Annotated in this window: 20 protein-coding genes; all 20 read right to left on the reverse strand. The window is 52.5% G+C overall.

Annotation, left to right across the window (positions count from 1 at the left end):
* Window position 1: 1 nt before the first annotated feature.
* The 20 genes from fliP to flgB all read right to left on the reverse strand — a co-directional run bounded on the left by fliP (window position 2) and on the right by flgB (window position 16725).
* On the reverse strand, window positions 2-784 hold the full coding sequence (gene fliP, locus F459_RS0109330) for a flagellar type III secretion system pore protein FliP (protein ID WP_020612470.1): 783 nt from the start codon (window positions 782-784) through the stop codon (window positions 2-4).
* The gene (locus F459_RS0109335) at window positions 781-1392 is read right to left on the reverse strand and encodes a FliO/MopB family protein (RefSeq protein ID WP_020612471.1); all 612 of its coding nucleotides are present in this window, start codon (window positions 1390-1392) and stop codon (window positions 781-783) included. Before F459_RS0109335 ends, fliP begins: the two co-directional genes overlap by 4 nt.
* Window positions 1393-1456: 64 nt before the next feature.
* Window positions 1457-2584, reverse strand: a complete 1128-nt coding sequence (gene fliY, locus F459_RS0109340) for a flagellar motor switch phosphatase FliY (protein WP_020612472.1) — start codon at window positions 2582-2584, stop codon at window positions 1457-1459.
* Window position 2585: 1 nt separating this feature from the next.
* Window positions 2586-3611 (reverse strand): flagellar motor switch protein FliM, encoded by a 1026-nt coding sequence (fliM, locus tag F459_RS0109345; RefSeq protein ID WP_020612473.1) that lies wholly within the window; start codon window positions 3609-3611, stop codon window positions 2586-2588.
* A gap of 9 nt (window positions 3612-3620) precedes the next feature.
* On the reverse strand, window positions 3621-4166 hold the full coding sequence (fliL, locus tag F459_RS0109350; protein WP_013254165.1) for a flagellar basal body-associated protein FliL: 546 nt from the start codon (window positions 4164-4166) through the stop codon (window positions 3621-3623).
* A 92-nt stretch (window positions 4167-4258) separates the two neighbouring features.
* Window positions 4259-4987: a flagellar motor protein MotB gene (gene motB / locus F459_RS0109355; RefSeq protein ID WP_020612474.1), complete on the reverse strand. Its 729-nt coding sequence runs from the start codon at window positions 4985-4987 to the stop codon at window positions 4259-4261.
* Between the two features lie 11 nt (window positions 4988-4998).
* Window positions 4999-5781: a motility protein A gene (locus tag F459_RS0109360; RefSeq protein WP_020612475.1), complete on the reverse strand. Its 783-nt coding sequence runs from the start codon at window positions 5779-5781 to the stop codon at window positions 4999-5001.
* A gap of 3 nt (window positions 5782-5784) precedes the next feature.
* On the reverse strand, window positions 5785-5982 hold the full coding sequence (locus F459_RS0109365; RefSeq protein WP_013254162.1) for a flagellar FlbD family protein: 198 nt from the start codon (window positions 5980-5982) through the stop codon (window positions 5785-5787).
* A gap of 29 nt (window positions 5983-6011) precedes the next feature.
* Window positions 6012-7397, reverse strand: coding sequence for a flagellar hook protein FlgE (flgE, locus tag F459_RS0109370; RefSeq protein ID WP_020612476.1), 1386 nt, complete (start codon window positions 7395-7397; stop codon window positions 6012-6014).
* The gene (gene flgD, locus F459_RS0109375) at window positions 7394-7843 is read right to left on the reverse strand and encodes a flagellar hook assembly protein FlgD (RefSeq protein ID WP_020612477.1); all 450 of its coding nucleotides are present in this window, start codon (window positions 7841-7843) and stop codon (window positions 7394-7396) included. Before flgD ends, flgE begins: the two co-directional genes overlap by 4 nt.
* Window positions 7844-7861: 18 nt before the next feature.
* The gene (locus F459_RS0109380) at window positions 7862-9283 is read right to left on the reverse strand and encodes a flagellar hook-length control protein FliK (RefSeq protein ID WP_020612478.1); all 1422 of its coding nucleotides are present in this window, start codon (window positions 9281-9283) and stop codon (window positions 7862-7864) included.
* 32 nt (window positions 9284-9315) lie between these two features.
* Window positions 9316-9933 (reverse strand): periplasmic-type flagellar collar protein FlbB, encoded by a 618-nt coding sequence (locus F459_RS0109385; RefSeq protein ID WP_020612479.1) that lies wholly within the window; start codon window positions 9931-9933, stop codon window positions 9316-9318.
* A gap of 3 nt (window positions 9934-9936) precedes the next feature.
* Window positions 9937-10377 carry a flagellar export protein FliJ gene (fliJ, locus tag F459_RS0109390; RefSeq protein WP_020612480.1) on the reverse strand — a complete coding sequence of 147 codons (441 nt, stop codon included), beginning with the start codon at window positions 10375-10377 and terminating at the stop codon, window positions 9937-9939.
* Window positions 10352-11713 carry a FliI/YscN family ATPase gene (locus tag F459_RS0109395; protein ID WP_020612481.1) on the reverse strand — a complete coding sequence of 454 codons (1362 nt, stop codon included), beginning with the start codon at window positions 11711-11713 and terminating at the stop codon, window positions 10352-10354. The genes fliJ and F459_RS0109395 overlap by 26 nt, the downstream gene beginning before the upstream one ends.
* Window positions 11710-12630, reverse strand: a complete 921-nt coding sequence (gene fliH, locus F459_RS0109400) for a flagellar assembly protein FliH (protein ID WP_020612482.1) — start codon at window positions 12628-12630, stop codon at window positions 11710-11712. The genes F459_RS0109395 and fliH overlap by 4 nt, the downstream gene beginning before the upstream one ends.
* Before the next feature lie 33 nt (window positions 12631-12663).
* On the reverse strand, window positions 12664-13716 hold the full coding sequence (gene fliG / locus F459_RS0109405) for a flagellar motor switch protein FliG (RefSeq protein WP_013254154.1): 1053 nt from the start codon (window positions 13714-13716) through the stop codon (window positions 12664-12666).
* Between the two features lie 3 nt (window positions 13717-13719).
* Window positions 13720-15429, reverse strand: coding sequence for a flagellar basal-body MS-ring/collar protein FliF (gene fliF, locus F459_RS0109410; protein ID WP_026294977.1), 1710 nt, complete (start codon window positions 15427-15429; stop codon window positions 13720-13722).
* 64 nt (window positions 15430-15493) lie between these two features.
* A complete protein-coding gene (gene fliE / locus F459_RS0109415) occupies window positions 15494-15832 on the reverse strand; it encodes a flagellar hook-basal body complex protein FliE (protein WP_013254152.1) in 339 nt (112 codons plus the stop codon).
* A 3-nt stretch (window positions 15833-15835) separates the two neighbouring features.
* Window positions 15836-16294, reverse strand: coding sequence for a flagellar basal body rod protein FlgC (gene flgC / locus F459_RS0109420; RefSeq protein WP_020612484.1), 459 nt, complete (start codon window positions 16292-16294; stop codon window positions 15836-15838).
* 14 nt (window positions 16295-16308) lie between these two features.
* The gene (flgB, locus tag F459_RS0109425; protein WP_020612485.1) at window positions 16309-16725 is read right to left on the reverse strand and encodes a flagellar basal body rod protein FlgB; all 417 of its coding nucleotides are present in this window, start codon (window positions 16723-16725) and stop codon (window positions 16309-16311) included.
* Window positions 16726-16755: the final 30 nt, after the last annotated feature.

Genomic DNA, 16755 nt, shown 5'->3' on the forward strand with positions numbered 1-16755 from the left:
CCTATTTAAAACTGAGGATCAATTGCTGTGTAATAAGATCCCATCCGTCGACAAGCACGAAAAGGATCAACTTAAACGGCAAAGAAATCATGACCGGCGGCAACATAATCATACCCATGGACATAAGGGTCGAGGCAACCACCATATCGATGATGATAAACGGAACAAACAGCAATATGCCGATCTTAAAGGCTACGGTCAGTTCATGAAGCACAAAGCTGGGAATAAGAACGTAGGTGGGAACCTGGGAGAAATTTTCCGGTTTTCCTAATCCCCGCATACGCATAAAGAGCTGAATATTCTCATGATCACCGTCCATCTGGCGATACATAAAGAGTCGCAAAGGCGCAGCAGCCTCATCGTACATCTCCCGGATGCCGATCTCGCCATCGGCGAAGGGACGAAAGGAGTTTTGATATATCTGTTCTCCCGTCGGCCACATGATGAATATCGTCAAAAAAATCGCCACCCCCATCATTACCTGATTTGGAGGCACCTGCTGAAGAGAGAGGCTTCGCTTTATAAAATCGAAAACAATGGCGATGCGAAGAAAGCAGGTGGTAAGAATGATGATCGAAGGGGAAAGGGTAATGACCGCAAGCAAAAGCAGAAGCTGTATCGAGAGGGCCACCTCCTGATTGCTCTGTGGTTCGCGAACCGTAAGATCGATAAAGGGAACGGTAATGCCGTTGTCGCTACGTTCGGTAGGCCGCTCTTGTGCAAAGGAGCTACCGCCGACAACGAAAAGTAAAAACAGAAGAATAACCGTTATGCGCTTTTTCATAGCTTTTTCAACCGGTCCCGCTGTTTTTGAAGGAAAAGGGCCCCGGAATCTCCACCGTTTCCCCGGGCTGCATCACCGAAAATTGAACGAAAGGTACCGGCAAAGCTCTTCCCGTCTGCCTTTCTGCCGGACTCGAAGAGAGCTATGCGATCAAGGGTTTCTTTGTCTTCCACCTTGGAAACAAGACTCACACCGCCATCGGCGGAACCGATAAGAAAGACCTCGTTTCCGACACCGACAAGATGAAGTGCACGGCTACCGGAAAGTGGCTGGCTTGCAAGAAGCGTAATCAATTCACCGCCCCCGCTCTTCGGATTACCGATTCGCTTGAGAAAGAGAAAAAGAACATAGATAACGGCTATGACGGCGGCAAGGACCAGCACCATCCGAAGAAAATCCCAGACCGAAAAAGTCGTCAGCTCACTTTCCAGCTGAACGGCAGGCTGCTGGGCATCATTGACAACCAAGTCCTGTTCGTCGACCGGTACATTCTCCTGAGCGTTTAGCGGCTGAGTATCTTCCGATTCCTGAGAAAAAAGAGTAAAGGGCGCTATCATGGCTGTACAAAAGATAAGAGCCAGGACCACCCCTTTGAGTGTCCAATTCATCTATTCCCCTCCCGTTTGCCGCATCGTTCCCCGTTCGATGCGGCTTGTCGATGAATCTAACGCATCACGAAAACCCCTCCACCCTATCCATGGGCGAAACGATCTCCGTAACACGAACGCCGAAGTTTTCGTCGATGACGACGACCTCTCCCTTGGCGATTAATTTATGATTTACCAATATATCTACCGGTTCACCGGCAAGCTTATCAAGTTCGATGATGGTTCCCTCTCCCATCCCCAGGATATCTTTGATGAGCCGTTTTGTCCTTCCCAACTCAACGGTCATCTCCATGTAAACATCCATCAGCAAACCGATATTACCCTGTTCGCCGCTTACCATCTGGGGATTCAGCGGAGGAAACTGCACAGGCTGCACATTGGCCTGGTTGTACATTCCCTGACCGCCTCCGTAACCGGGCATGGCACCCATGCCCATATTATTCATACCCATATTCCCCATGTTTGCACCGCCCATGGACCCAGGAGCTCCGCCCTGGACCTGAGATTGCTGGTTCATATTCATGCCGGACTGCGGGGCCTGAGCAGGCCCGCCCGATGCGCCGAGGATTTCCTGCACGGCACCAACGGAAAAAATCTCGTAGAGATAACTGGGCGGAGTATCGTCGATAACCAGGGGATAGCTGGCACGAACCAGCGATGAACCTGCCGGAACACGAATATCGGACGAATCAATCAGTTTGGTATCACCGGGAGCATTCATTACGGTTTTACCGATGGAATCCCCGATCACCGTGGCCGCGGAACCGGCAAGGGTGTTACCAGCCTCCTCAATGGCAGATAAGGCCGCCTCATTGAGTTCGACCCCCTCCTGGCCCATCATCTTTCCGGCTATCTGAACGGCAATGTCCTCCGGAATGAGATAGGAATGCTCCCCGGAAATACCGTCGCTATAATCAATCTTAATCTCGACAAGCCGATCAGGAAGGCCGGAACCCGCCTCGCCGGGAGAGAGTACCTCTACCTTCGGGGCCTTGAGGTCGACATTCTCATCGATCATTCCCGAGAGATTAGAGGCCTGGGGGCCCACGATTCCGCCAAGCAATTCCGCAAAGCGGTTCCTCTCCTGAGGCGAAAGCCCCTGATCGGCCCCGCTGTCCGCAGCACCGAAGTCCATTCCTCCGCCCTGAAGCAGAGCATCAATTTCGTCTTGTGAGAGAGAGCCGTCGCTCATGCTATTCCCCTTCCTCGGCTACAAGCTCTTCGAACTCTTCCTTGCCGAGTTCCTCGAGTCTGTGCACTATCTGTACCGCAACCTTGTTCCCGACAAGGCCGGGGCGGCACTCAAACTTCTTTCGGTTTCCGATTTTGATGGTCATCGGATCCCCTACCCGTATATCCGGCAGCCGGATGACATCTCCCGCCCGAAGACTCAAGACATCCCGTACGGTAAGATTCATTTCGCCGATCTCGGCGACCACCGGGATGGCCACGGTCGAAAGGCGATCTTTTAATATATTGAGGTTCTCGGTGGTGGCGCCACTGCGAACCGAAGAGTACATATACTGGGCCGACAGTTTCGAAATGATCGGCTCAATGGTCAGGTAGGGAATACAGAAGTTCATCATACCTTCCACCTCACCCACCTTCGTCTCAAGGGTAACAAGGACAACCATCTCCGTGGGGGGCACAATCTGGGCAAACTGCGGATTCGTTTCGATTTGTCCCAGACGGGGACGGAGGTCGATCACCTGACTCCACGCTTCCCGCAGGTTTCCCAGTATCCGAACAATGATTCCTTCCATTACCGTCTGCTCAATATCGGTAAGATCACGATTTACCTTGCTTCCTTCGCCCTGGCCGCCCATGAGGCGGTCGATCACCGAAAAAGTGATTGCAGGATCGATCTCCAGCACCGCCGACCCCTTCAACGGGTCCATATTGATAATCCCGAGGGTAGTTGGGTTTGGGATGGAGCGAATAAACTCCTCGTAGGTAAGCTGATCTACCGAAGCAACATGGACATGGACCATACTTCGAAGCTGGGCCGAAAGCGCAGTAGTTGTCAAACGGGCAAAGGTCTCGTGCATGATGGAGACCGTACGGATCTGCTCCTTGGAAAATTTATCAGGACGTTTGAAATCGTAGATCTTGATCTTGCGCTGATCCTGGACCTGAGTAACCGATTCGGTCTCAATCTCTCCGCTCGAGATGGCGGTGAGCAGCTGATCAATTTCGTCCTGGGAGAGAACCTCGTTCATTCGCCCTTCCTAAAACTCCATGACATTGAAGGAGAGGAACACCACATCCTTCACATAGGGTTTATCCATCATCTTGTTGATCATCTCTTTCAATTCGTTCTTCAGCTGCGGCTCGTAGTTGGCGTTCAACTCCGCTTCCAGCTTCCTGGAAAAAAAGTAGCGTGTCTGATCTACAATCTGCTCGCGGCGCTGGTTGATCTCGTTCTGAGCGTTTTTATTGTCCATGTCATAACCAAGCTTGATGGAGACAATAACCGTCGCAGGATTTTCATCGCTTGTCCGGGTACGGATTTCACCTACATCGTACCACTGCAAAATCGGCTGAACCTGCTGGTACGCCTCGGAGGGGGACGGATAGGCCTCGGCCTTCGGCCCCTTGGTCATGACGCTGACGGTAATGAACACAACGGTTACGATAAAGATGATGGCTGCAAGCCCGAGGGCTACCCATTTGAGAATTTTGAGAATAGCTGCGGGAACAAAGCCCGGCTTTCCACCGCCTCCGGCATCGCCGCCGCCTATTTCTTCATCGACAAATACTTCTTCATCGCCCATCACACGCTCCTGAAGCTCATATCAGGAAAATTTTACCAGAGAAGCGGGATTATTGCAAACCCCGCTTTCACCAACTTATATCCTCGGAAGGATCAAAGGTGTCCATCGGAGAGTATAATGATATCGACCCTCCGATTATAGGCCTTTCCTTCCTCGGTAGTCTCCGAAGCGAGGGGGACCGTATCTGCGAACCCCGCCACCTGAAACTGATTCTCGGTTACGCCGAAATCAACCAAATAGTGCAGAACATTGGTTGCCCGATCCGTCGAAAGCTCCCAATTGGTCGGCCATGGGCCGGTGGGGTCGGTAGGGGTCGAATCGGTATGCCCCTCTATTCGGAACTTCCTGCCCGGCATGGATCGCAGCAGAGCCGAAAGCTTCTGAAGGGTCTCGCGGCTCTCCTCGATCTGAACCTCGGCACTGGCCGGCTTAAAAAAAGCATCGGAGGCAAGGGTTATGATCAATCCCCGCTCATCCTGCTGTACCCGGACCTTCTGACTTTTGATCTCCGGCTCAAACTGGCTTATTGCCTTGCGCCTCGCCTCGTCCAGAGCCCGCCCACGATTGGTCGAGGGAAGGGACATGATCATGTTTCCGAGTTCGGCCAGCTTTCCCTCCTGAAGGGTCTGACCGCCGGTATACATTCCCAGACCGCTGAAGGCGGCCAGGATCAAATTCATCTTTGAATCGTCCGGGGTCGAGGTAGTGTAAAGCATGACGAAAAACGTAAGAAGAAGCGTTACCATGTCCCCATAGGTGTTCATCCACGCCGGAGAACCTGTGGGACATTTCTTCTTCTTTTTTTTCGGCCCATCTGCCATAGTATACCCCGTTACTCCTGCATCATCACGTCAAGCATCTCTTTTCTCTTTGCCGGCTCAAGGAAGGAGATCAATTTGTACTTGAGAATATTAGGGTTGTCCCCGGCCTGTATGGAGAGGATTCCCTCGATCATGATATCCCTGCTCAGTCGTTCCGCCTTGTCTCTGTCTTCGAGCTTATTCTTAAAGGGAATGAACAGAAGGTTGGCCAGGAATGAACCGTACAACGTAGTGATAAGGGCGGTCGCCATACCGGAACCGATAGCATCAGGATCGTCGAGGTTGGCAAGCATGGCGATAAGCCCGATCAGAGTTCCGATCATTCCGAAGGCGGGAGTCAGGGCACCCCAGTCATCAAATATCTTGATACCGACTGCATGGCGTTCCTCCAGCTGTCCCACATCGTTGTAGAGGATGGACTTTATCAGTTCGGGATCCGTCCCGTCGACCACCAGCTGTATACCGTTTTTGAGAAACTCATCCTCCACCTCTTCGATATCATCCTCCAGGGCAAGCAAGCCCTCTCGGCGTGCCCGCTCCGAAAAGTTTACCAGGGTGGTGATCGTTTTCTCGACCTCGTAGTTGGGGACTTGAATGGCGTGACGGACATACTTCATGACTCCGAGAATCCTGGGAAGGGGGTTCGAGACCATCAAACCGGCAAAGGAACCGCCAAGGACGATCAAGATAGAAGGAATATCAATGTAGATGCCGACACCGACGCCGCCGATGATGATTCCCATGGCGACCATCGCCACACCGAGGATCAATCCGCCTATTGTAGCTATATCCATTCCCTACTCCTCGTTGCCAAAGGAGCCGATGAGACGCCGGTATTCGACGATTCGATCAATGACGACATCCGCAGTTTCACGAAGGATCAGACGTTTTCCCGAAAGCATGGTCAGCACCGTGTCGGGCACCGCTTCCATCGACTCTATCTGATGAGGGTTAACAAAAAACTCTTTTCCGTTCAGCTGGGTCACCTTGATCATCCAGATCGGCTCCTATTCATAGTATCCTATTAGCGTTTGAGCGTCAGAAGCTCCTGAAGCATCTGATCGCTGGTGGTTATGGTCCTGCTGTTTGCCTGAAAACCACGCTGAGTCACGATCATATCGGTAAACTGTTCAGCAAGGTCCACGTTGCTCATCTCAAGGGCCCCCGCAATCAGCTTACCTTTTCCCGCCACGCCTGATTCTCCGATACGCGCCTCACCGGAGTTGTTCGACACGACAAAGGTGCTCTCGCCGGCCTTCTCCAGGCCTCCGGGATTGGTAAAACTGGCAAGGGCCACCTGCCCCAAGGTTCTGTTCGCACCGTTGGAGTAAACCCCGGTAATGACGCCACTCTGATCAATCTTGAAGCTTTCGAGATACCCCATGCCGTAGCCGTCCTGCTTGAAGGCCTTGGTCGAACTCTTTTCGGCAAACTGGGTAATGGTGTCGACGACGCTTCCTACATCTCCAAGATTGAGAACCATGTCCTGACGAACCGGAGCCCCGGCCTCGGGCGTTGCTCCGGCGACATCGAAGGCGACATTCACCTGGAGGGTTCCGTTATCGATTCTGTCGCCCTGACCGTCGACGGCAGCCTGGAGGGTTCCGAGATTATCAAACTCCACCACAAAGGTGTTGGTATCGTTGTTGGCTTCGCCAATATCAACTTGGGTGTTGGTGGGAGTTTCGGCATCGGGATCAACGGTAACAGAGCCCTGCCACTGATTCTCCGTACCCGCTACACGGGTAAAATTAATACGGAGGGTATGCTCTTCACCGAAACTGTCGTAGATGGTCTTGTCGATACTCCAGGTACCTTGGGCGACATCCGCGGCACCGGCACCGGCAGGAATCAAGGGAGTACGTTTATCCAAGTTACAAGCAAGATCGACTTCACCGGTGGCGCGTGCAGGGTCCTTGCTCCCTACAGGAATAACAAGGTCTTCCACATCGGTAGCGGTATTTATGAAGGTCCGTCCATCGACATCCTGTGCCATCCAGCCCTGGACCCTAAGGCCGTTTGCGGGATTAACCAGCGTACCGTTTTCATCAAGACCAAAGGCTCCGGCCCTGGTGTAGAACTCTTTATCGCCGGAACGTTCAATAAAAAAGCCGTCACCCTGAATGGCGATATCGGTCATGATACCGGTAGTCTGAAGAGACCCCTGGGTGTGGACCGTATCGATGGAGGCCACATTCATCCCCAGACCGACCTGCTTCGGGTTGACACCGCCGACCTCGTCGGTAGGTCTGGCTGCCCCGGACATGGTCTGACTCAAAAGATCCTGAAAGTTGACCCGTCCTTTTTTAAAACCAATGGTATTTACATTCGATATATTATTTCCGATGACGTCCATCCTGGTCTGATGGTTCTGCAGGCCGGAAACACCGGCATAAAGTGATCGCATCATCTGGAAGCCTCCTTGTTGCTCACTGTCTCAACCGAATCGTAGTCATAATAGGTCCCGTTCACCAGCAGTTGGGGATAGTCCTTACCCGAAACAGCCTCCACGGTCCCGTGAATTTTCTGATCACCCTGAAGGATATCAACCTGTCTGCCAATCAGATCATAAGCAGCATTTCGTCCCAAGGTATTCTTGACGGAAACGAACTGCTGGGAAAGGTTATTCATCTGCTCAAGGGAGGAAAACTGAGCCATTTGAGCAATAAACTCCTTGTCTTCCATCGGCTTGGTCGGGTCCTGATACTGAAGCTGTGTAAGCAAAAGCTTGAGAAAATCATCTTTGCCCAGAGACTGATTGAGCCCCTTCCCTTCCGCAAGGGATTTATTCAGGGAATCAACCTGCATCTGCACCTTCAGCTGGTCCTGTCCCGACATGACCGTGCTAAAATCCATCAACCTTCCTCCTCCCGGTCACACGACCAGGTTTATCAAATTCTCTTCGCCGACATTGTATTGATCCGCCGACGCTATGTTCGCATCCATCGCCTCTACCGCAGAAAAACGGTTTCCGTGAAAAGCCGGCGTTTGGGCCTGTTCGGAAGAGGCATCGCCCCTGGCCTGGTCGCCACCGACAAAAACATTCAGCTTCGCCGATTCAAAACCGTTTGCCTCAAAGTTCCGTTCCAACTGTCGCAGGCTTGCTTCAAAGGCGTCCCGTACACTTGTATTGTCGACAAAAATTCTCCCGGCTATATGGTTATCTTCCAATTGAAGCCGAATCCTCACGCTTCCAAGATTTTCTGGATGGAGAATGAGACGGATCTCACCGGCACTGTCGCTTTTGACGACAATCGAAGCCTGCTTTACAATCTTTCCGGAAAGGTCCTGCTGTAACCGCGAAGAAAGGAGTTGGGCAGAACGCTCGACATTTTGAGCTCCTCCCCTTGCCGTCCCGTCGCTCTGGGGAGATAGATGGACATGCATAACCTGATTATGTTCACCGCCGTCGCCCTTAGCCGATAGAGTATCGCCTGTCTTGCCGGCATCCGCCGCATCATGGGATGTATGGACCATGCTGTTCATCCGATCCTTCATCCCCTCTGTTTTCTCTTTTACAAGCGCTGTCGGTTTCGTCGTAGAAGTCAACTTCTGTTTTTCCAAAGCAGAAGTTGATTTTTCGCCTTTCGCCTGCTGCTTCACCTTTTTTCCGGGGACAAGTGCCGATTCCTTTATAACGGTGCTGTGTTCCGCATTCTTTTTTGCAAGCGCCTTAGCATCGTGCTTTTTCTTCGAAGCCGCCTCCGCAGATAGCATTCTCTCGTGCTGGCCGCCATGCTTTCGCAGATCTACGATCCGAAGCTTTGCGCCTTTTTCGTTTTCCTGGGCAAGGTGGAGACGTTCAGCCTTTTCCTGCACCATTTTGCCTTCTTTTGAGGAATTATCAGCTGTTTTTTTCACCGTGTCGGAAAGATCATTCTTTGCCGGGGCATGGGCCTTTTTATCGGTATCCGCTTTAAGAAGATGAAGCCCTATACTATTGAGGTCCCCGGAAGAATCTTTTTTTTCGGACTTTTCAGAACGCTTTTTCTTACTTTCTTCGACGGCTTCCTCATCGCATTTATGCTTCGAAGAGAGCTTTTTACTCCCCGTGTTTTCGGGCAACTCATTCGGCTTCTCTTTCCGTTTTGGTTCTCCCGTTTTCGGGCTTCCTTTTGCTTCGACAGGAGCCGCTTCTGATCTCTTTTTTTCCTCTACTTTTTCTTCTTTTGCGGCAGTGATACGATCGAAATAGCTCCCGAAATTCGCCCCCTCTTCCTCAGAAGAGCGAACCTCTTTGACTCCGGATGCAGTAGAAAGATCGACTCCGGTACTCTTTTCCGAAATCGCCATCATTGGAATCACGTTTCCTCCATACCCGACGTCGGTCAGGGCTTTACGATCATTTTTCTGCTCAGGACAGCGGCACGATCCGCAGGCATCAGGCTCAGCCAGTAGGAGACGGTGGAAGCTTCACCACTTTCCTGGGCTATCTCCTCTACCGTCCGAAGAATATCGATCACATCCTGGTCGTCCATCTCCAAAAGACGGTCGACGGCCTGCTGAGGCGGCATACCGACGTAATATTGGGCTGCCTGTCGCAGGTTCGCTCTTTTATTTTCGTACAGTTTAAGCCTTTGGTTAAACGAATTTTCTTGTTCTTTCAGGCCATTTTCCCGTTCCTGAAGCACTTCCAGTTTTTGCTCGATCTCAGCTTCCCTGGTATCAAGGCCACTCTCCCGCCGATCGAGCTCTTCATCCCTAATATCGAGAGCCTCAAGCTGCTTGGCAAGACGCTCCTTCTCGAGCATAAGGGTGTCCAGATTTTGTGCTTCGGGAGGCTCTTCAGGAACATCCACCCCCACCATATGCAGGACCGGTGCAAAAAGCGGTTTCACCTGAATCAGACCGAGATAATCGAACCAAAGCAGTCCGGAGAAGATCAGGACTATGATGAGAAGAACCAATACAAAGATTCGTGCTCCGGTTTGTGCCGCTGATGCCACAAATTACCTCCCTTGCCTTACTCGTACCGACAAAGAAGAACCAATCTCGTCGAGGCTCCTCTGCTGCACGGCCAGCTCCTGCTTTCTATGAATTTCGGCCTTCCGTTCTTTCAGTTTCTCCAGGACCTTGCGTTTACGGGAAGCCTCAAGGAATTCATGTTGAGCCTCAGCCCGTTTTGCCTCGAGATCTTCCAGTCTGATGGAAAGCTCCTGTCGCTCACATCGCATGCGACGACCGAAATGCTCAATCTCCAGAAGCTCCTCAAGATCGAAGCCCTCTCGTCTGTCGAGAAAACTTTGTCGCTCCTGCATGGTACGCTCTTCGATCTGACGCCTGACGGTAACACATTCTCCAATAATCTTTCCAAGATTGATTTCCTTCTGTCGCTCCTCCCATTGGCGAAGCTCCAGGATAGATTCAAGCGCGAATTGAAACCGTTTCATATGCGTCCAGCTCCTCTTCAGGAATAGGAATTCCCGCAATCTCTCCCATACGGGCTATGGTTTCTCTGATCGGTGCCGCTTCGGTAATACCTTGCCCCAGGAATTCACGAATTGCATCGATCTTTTCTATCGCCTCGTCGATGGCGGAATTGCTGCCTTCGGCATAGGCCCCGACATTGATCAGGTCCTCGGCGTCGGTATAGACCGCAAGAAGCGATCTCAGCTTTCCTGAGGCCTTCTGGACCAAAGGAGAGGTGATCTTCGTTCCGAGACGACTCAAACTGGCAAGCACATCAATGGCAGGATAACGATACGCCTGGGCCAGCTTTCTGCTCAAGACGATATGTCCATCCAGAATACCACGAACGGCGTCGGCAACCGGCTCATCCATATCGTCGCCCTCCACAAGGATGGTATAAAAACCGGTAATAGTTCCCCGCTCTCCTGTCCCACAGCGCTCAAGTAGCTTCGGAAGGGTGGAAAAAACGGAGGGCGTGTAGCCCCTGGTGGCGGGAGGTTCTCCGACCGCAAGCCCGATCTCCCGCTGAGCTCTGGCAAAGCGGGTAACCGAATCAAACAACAGCATGACATCCGCACCCTTGTCACGAAAATGCTCGGCTATGGTGGTAGCCACAAAGGCCCCGCGAAGTCGGCTCAAAGGGGAGGTATCACCGGTGGAGACAACGAGAATGGAACGCTCAAGCCCTTCAGGCCCGAGGTCGTATTCGATAAACTCCTGTACCTCCCGTCCTCGTTCCCCGATGAGGGCGATGACATTGATATCGGCCGAGGTGTTGCGCGCGATCATCCCCAAAAGGGTCGATTTTCCCACTCCACTTCCCGAGAAGATACCGATACGCTGTCCCTTGCCGATAGGGGTCATGGTGTCGACCGCCCGGACCCCGGTGACCATCTGACGCTTGATTGGCTTGCGAGTCAGCACATTTGGAGGGGTATTGACGGTGGAGACACTCTCAGCCCCGCCGACCGGCCCCTTTCCGTCAATGGGGCGGCCCATGGCATCAAGGACCCTCCCAAGCATCTTTTCGGAAACGGGAACCGAAAGGGTTTCACCCATCGCCACGACCTGGGAACCAGGCTCGATTCCATCCATTGATTCGAAGGGCATCAGCTGAACGGTTCTGTCCCGAAAACCGACGACCTCGGCCCATACCGGTTCCCCTCCAGAGGTAAGGATCTGACACAATTCTCCGACAACGACCTGGGGCCCGTGGCTCTCCACAAGCAAGCCCTTGACCTCACGGACGGTACCGATCTCCTTGATCGGATCCATTCGTTCCAGAACATCGGTATATTTCTGAAAAAGAGCGGTCATACCTCCAGCTCCTCATTCGTACGACTGCGTATGGGAGCCAGCTCCAGAATTCTATCCTCAATCTCTTTCAGCTGACTGGAGATCCTGGCATCGATTTCACCGAAATCGGTCTCGATAACACAGCCCCCCCGATCCACGGTGGAATCCTCGACAACGGTAACGGCCCGTACATTCTCAACCATACGGATAAAATCCTTGATACGGTCACTGGCAAGTTCCACATCCTCGAGGTTGACCCTGACAAGGACCTCTCCCCGGCTTTTAAGCTTTCTCAAGGCCTGGATGACGTTATTGACGACCACGTTTTTCTGGTTTTCGCTGATCACCTTCACGACCTTCCGGGCGATCATTAAAACAAGTTCGATGATCTGGGTCTCCGATTCTTCGATGATGGCGGTCCGCTTCTCGATGGCCTTGTCGAGAACCCGCTGAAGCTGTTCGGCAAGACGGTGGGCATCTTCAAGCCCCTCATCGTATCCAGCCTGTCTTCCTTCATCAAAACCCTCTTTTCGTGCGTCCTCCCGAACCGCGGAGGCCGCAGCATCGGCATCTTCGGTCGTCTGTTCGGCCTGGCGGTGGGCATCCTCCAAGATACGGCGAGCATCCTCTTCCGCATCCTGGATTGTTTTGCGCGCCTCGTCACCTTTTTGTTTTACCTCGGCAAAAGCCCTCTCCTCGGCGTCGGAAACGATTTGCTTCGCCTCTTGTTCGGCGCTTTCCATCATGTGCTGCTTTTCCTGCTCCCAGTTTTGCCGGAAAAGCTCGGCTTCCCGTCGCAGATCATCGGCGGTAGGTCCGGTATACTCCTCCACCGCCGCAGGAATCTCTTCCTCGATCATGGGCTGGAAAGGAGTTTGCAGCACAACCTTATCCTGTAAGGTTGCGACCTCCTGGGAACGAAACACATTCTTGGCCAAATCGATATCCTCCCGGTCCTATCTCCCGCGAAATCAGACGACCATCTCGTCTTCGCCGGAACGGGCCACAACAATTTCTCCCTGATCTTCGAGTTTCCTGATGATGGCGACAATCTTCTGCTGGGTCTCTTCCACATCCTTGAGCCTGATCGGTCCCATGTATTCCATCTCTTCCTTGAGAAGTGCGGATGCTCGCTTGGACATGTTCCGGAAGATCTTGTCCTGGACCTCCGCTTCCACGCCGCGCAAGGCCTTTGCAAGCTCGGCGGTATCCACTTCCCTGAGAACCTTCTGGATCGCCCGGTCGTCGAGAAGAACGATATCCTCGAAGACAAACATTCGCTTTTTGATCTCTTCGGCCAGCTCGGGGTCCTCTTCCTCAAGGGATTCGATGATCGCCTTCTCGGTGGTACGGTCCACGAGGTTGATGATTTCAACAATGTTCTCAACACCACCGGCAGCGGTAAAATCCTCACTGGAAAGGGTCGAAAGCTTTTTCTCGAGCACCCGTTCCACCTCACGTAAGGTCTCGGGGCTGGTTCTGTCCATGGTGGCGATTCGCTTGGCAACATCGGACTGGAGTTCGTGGGAAAGGCTTCCGAGAATCGCCGAAGCCTTTGCCGGTTCCAGGTAGGCAAGAATCAAGGCAATGGTCTGGGGATGCTCCTGCTGGATGAAGTTCATCAGGTGCGCAGGATCGGTACGTCTGATAAAATCGAAGGGACGTACCTGTAGACTGCTGGTGAGGCGGTTGATAATATCCACCGCCTTTTGGCTGCCGAGGCTTTTTTCCAAAAGTTCCCGAGCATAGTCTATACCACCGGAAGTGATGAAGTCCTGAGCCATCATAAGCTCCTTGAACTCCATCAGGACCCTATCCCTATCCTCGGAATCCACATTATCAAGCCGTGCGATCTCGAAGGTGAGGGTTTCGATCTCGTCCTCCCGCATATGCTTGAAGATCTCGGCGGAAATCTCCGAACCGAGGGTTACGAGGAAAATAGCAGCTTTCTGCCGTCCCGAAAGCTCTTTCTTGATCTTTTTCCCGCCGGCAGCGGCGGCCTGCCCCCCGCTCTGTTTTGCCATACGCTACTCCTCCGCCAACCAGGTCCGTATCAGCTGAGCGACATCCTCCGGATGCTCCCGCGCCATATTGATGGCGTTTTCCTGCATCTCCATACGAGCCCGCTCTTCCACCGACATGGCCACTTCCATCTCTTCCTCTTCCGCATTCCGCAGGGCCGCTTCCCGCATCATCTGATGCTGACGGGCAAGCTCTTCTTCCCGAAGTCTTCTTCGCCGCTCAAGTTCCCTGCTGATCAGCCTGAACACAATAAAGGCGACGATGATGACGGCGAGGCCGATAATCGAGTAGAGGATCGCCTGCTGCAGCCGTTTCTGGGCCCGAAAATGTTCGTCTTCCTGGGCGAACTGACCGGAACGGTCGAACTGAATGTGCTGAACGGTAACGGAATCGCCCCGCTCCTTGTTGAAGCCGACCGCGTGTTCGATGAGGGTCTGGGCCTTTTTCAAGTCATCGTCGGAGACCGGTGTGTATTCACGCACGATGGAACCGTCGGTATCCAGCTTCACCGTTCCGTTTTCATTGTAGCTCCAACGCCACACCCCGTCGACGGCCACACCGACGGTGATGCGTCGAATGGTCCACGGGCTCTTCTCTTCGACGATATTCCTCGTATTGACTTCCTGATTAACGATTTCGGAATTCTTGCTGTAGTTTCCCACGAGGTTATTCATGTCCTTGTAGGCGGGAGGGGTTTGCCCTTCCTGTCCAGGAGGCCCCTCGGGATTGAATCCGGTTCCCTTAAATTCCTCCTTGACAATCTCACTGGAACGGGGAATGGAGAGCACATATTCGCGCTCGTTGTAGGGGGTATTGGGATTATCCTCCACGGTTGTAACGGGAAAATGTTCTTCGGTGGAGACCGTCTCCTTTCGGAAGTCGAGATCGATATCGACCTTGAGGATGCTGACACGATCGGGGCCGAATATCTGACTCATCTCTTTGAAGATCTGATTCTTGTAAGTAGATTCAAGCCGCTGCTTTTGATCAAGCTGTCGCTTCGAAAGTTCCAGACGATCAAAATCGGCCATGTCGGCAAAATCGTTCAGAACAACACCACGCTGGTCGCTAATAACGATGTTTTCATCCTCCAAACCTTCAACAGCCAGGCGTACCAGTTTTACGATTCCTTCAATTTTGGATCGGCTTTGGGTGATATCGGAGCCTGGTCTGGGGGTAATAATGACCGAGGCGGTAACAGGATTTTGGTCCTCCTGAAAAAGCTTGTCTTCGGGTAAAACCAGGGTTACCTGCGCATTGTCCACATCCTCAAGTGCTTCTATATGCTGTTCGAGGTTTTCGGTAATGGCCCGCCTGAGGTTTACATTCCGTTCGAAGTCCGTAAGGGTCCAGCGGTCCATCTTAAAGATATCCCAGGGAGAGGTATCTGCAGGGATTAAATCTTCCCGGGCCAAAATCGATACCATTCGCTGGGCCGTACGCTTATCGGGAACAAGGATCAATCCCTCGGCGGTTATTTTATGTTCAACCCCTTCTTCATCGAGACGAACACTAATCTTGTCCAGCTTATCCTGGTCTGTAATGGGCGCCGTTATCAAAGGCACCATGCTCGGTGTCGCACTGACATGCAACATAAGCACAATTCCCACCACGGCCACCACTACCACCGCTGCGAGAATAAGTTTTTGAACCATCGACCACTTTCCCCATAAGGTCTTCAATTGGTCGATACTCTTTTTCAACCATTCGTTCATGTCCCCTCCCATATCCTCTGACGATTATGCGCTCTCTTCCCCGTTGAGAGCACAAAACCGATTACTATCTCAGGTTTATAATCTCACGATACGCTTTCAAGGCTTCGTCAACAACACTCTTGGTCATCGATACCGCCATATTCGCCTTTCCCATGGCGATGGTGACATCGTGAACATCCACACTATCAGGATCGGTAATAAACTGCTGGGCAAGGGCATTGGCCTCCTGCTCCTGGTTACTGGCCCCGGTAAGGGCCTTTTCCACCAGGGAGCCGAAATCCTGCCCAACCATGGGAGCATCGACTTTCTCCTCATTGGCGTGCACGATCCCGGAAAGATGCGAGGGGTTGGTTTTTGCCAGCCTGACGATATCACCGACGGCGGCTCCTGTAATCGCACTCATCTATTACCTCCCGATCTCGAGGGCCCGCATGAACATTGCCTTGCTTCCGTTCACCACGGCCACATTCGCCTCATAGGAGCGGCTGGCACTCATCATGTCCACCATCTCCTCCACAATATTGACATTGGGCATTTCAACATACCCCTTCTTCGGACCTGTCTGAATGGCATCGGGATGGGTCGGATCGTAGACCAGCTTGGGCTTCGCATCCATATCCTTTTGAACGGAAGCAACCCGAACTCCTCGTCCCACGCCATTATCAAGGGCGGTGGGAAGGAAAGGACTTCGCCAGTAAGGCTGGCTGTTACGTGATCGAAAGATGACCCGACTGCGTCTGAAGGGTCCCCCTTCGGGGGTTCTCGCCGTGCTTGCATTGGCAATATTATCGCTCACCACATCCAGACGTAAGCGCTGGGCGCTCATGCCGGTGGCCGCCACGTTGATGCTGCTAAAAAGGCCCATACTCTATCTCCTTACTAACGCAGAACGATGTTGACCCGGGAAAATTCCCCTGCAACAACCCTGCTCATCATGTCGTATCGCAACTGATTCTGAAGAAGAAGCATGCTCTCCTCCTCCACGTCCACATTATTACCGTTGTTGTCCGATTCACTCAGGTAATCCAGGACCCTTTTGGGTCGGACATCACGATAATTCTGAACACGATTAAATGGAATGTGACGCTCATTGGTAAGGGCGGCCTGAGGCTTGGTTACCTTTTCCGAATCGAGAGCCCTGGCGAGCTGCGATTCGAAATTAACGACACTCCGTTTATAGTTCGGCGTATCGGCATTGGCAATATTATTCGCCATCACCTGGCGCCTGAGCATCTCCACATCCATGGAACGGTGCAAAATATCGAGGGTTTTTCCAAAACTATTATTCAGAAACATCCTGTGCCTCCGTTCTTATCATCGGTCCGA

This window comes from Sediminispirochaeta bajacaliforniensis DSM 16054 (assembly GCF_000378205.1).
Classification (GTDB): Bacteria; Spirochaetota; Spirochaetia; order DSM-16054; family Sediminispirochaetaceae; genus Sediminispirochaeta; species Sediminispirochaeta bajacaliforniensis.

Coding starts and splice junctions, on each gene's coding strand:
- fliP (WP_020612470.1), bottom strand. CDS start 784: ATGAAAAAGCGCATAACGGTTATTCTTCTGTTTTTACTTTTCGTTGTC.
- fliG (WP_013254154.1), bottom strand. CDS start 13,716: ATGGCAAAACAGAGCGGGGGGCAGGCCGCCGCTGCCGGCGGGAAAAAG.
- fliF (WP_026294977.1), bottom strand. CDS start 15,429: ATGAACGAATGGTTGAAAAAGAGTATCGACCAATTGAAGACCTTATGG.
- fliE (WP_013254152.1), bottom strand. CDS start 15,832: ATGAGTGCGATTACAGGAGCCGCCGTCGGTGATATCGTCAGGCTGGCA.
- F459_RS0109365 (WP_013254162.1), bottom strand. CDS start 5,982: ATGATCAAGGTGACCCAGCTGAACGGAAAAGAGTTTTTTGTTAACCCT.
- F459_RS0109395 (WP_020612481.1), bottom strand. CDS start 11,713: ATGACCGCTCTTTTTCAGAAATATACCGATGTTCTGGAACGAATGGAT.
- flgB (WP_020612485.1), bottom strand. CDS start 16,725: ATGTTTCTGAATAATAGTTTTGGAAAAACCCTCGATATTTTGCACCGT.
- fliM (WP_020612473.1), bottom strand. CDS start 3,611: ATGAACGAGGTTCTCTCCCAGGACGAAATTGATCAGCTGCTCACCGCC.
- flgD (WP_020612477.1), bottom strand. CDS start 7,843: ATGGATTTTAGCACGGTCATGTCGGGACAGGACCAGCTGAAGGTGCAG.
- flgC (WP_020612484.1), bottom strand. CDS start 16,294: ATGGGCCTTTTTAGCAGCATCAACGTGGCGGCCACCGGCATGAGCGCC.
- F459_RS0109380 (WP_020612478.1), bottom strand. CDS start 9,283: ATGATGGCGATTTCGGAAAAGAGTACCGGAGTCGATCTTTCTACTGCA.
- fliY (WP_020612472.1), bottom strand. CDS start 2,584: ATGAGCGACGGCTCTCTCTCACAAGACGAAATTGATGCTCTGCTTCAG.
- flgE (WP_020612476.1), bottom strand. CDS start 7,397: ATGATGCGATCACTTTATGCCGGTGTTTCCGGCCTGCAGAACCATCAG.
- F459_RS0109335 (WP_020612471.1), bottom strand. CDS start 1,392: ATGAATTGGACACTCAAAGGGGTGGTCCTGGCTCTTATCTTTTGTACA.
- fliJ (WP_020612480.1), bottom strand. CDS start 10,377: ATGAAACGGTTTCAATTCGCGCTTGAATCTATCCTGGAGCTTCGCCAA.
- fliL (WP_013254165.1), bottom strand. CDS start 4,166: ATGGGCGATGAAGAAGTATTTGTCGATGAAGAAATAGGCGGCGGCGAT.
- motB (WP_020612474.1), bottom strand. CDS start 4,987: ATGGCAGATGGGCCGAAAAAAAAGAAGAAGAAATGTCCCACAGGTTCT.
- F459_RS0109360 (WP_020612475.1), bottom strand. CDS start 5,781: ATGGATATAGCTACAATAGGCGGATTGATCCTCGGTGTGGCGATGGTC.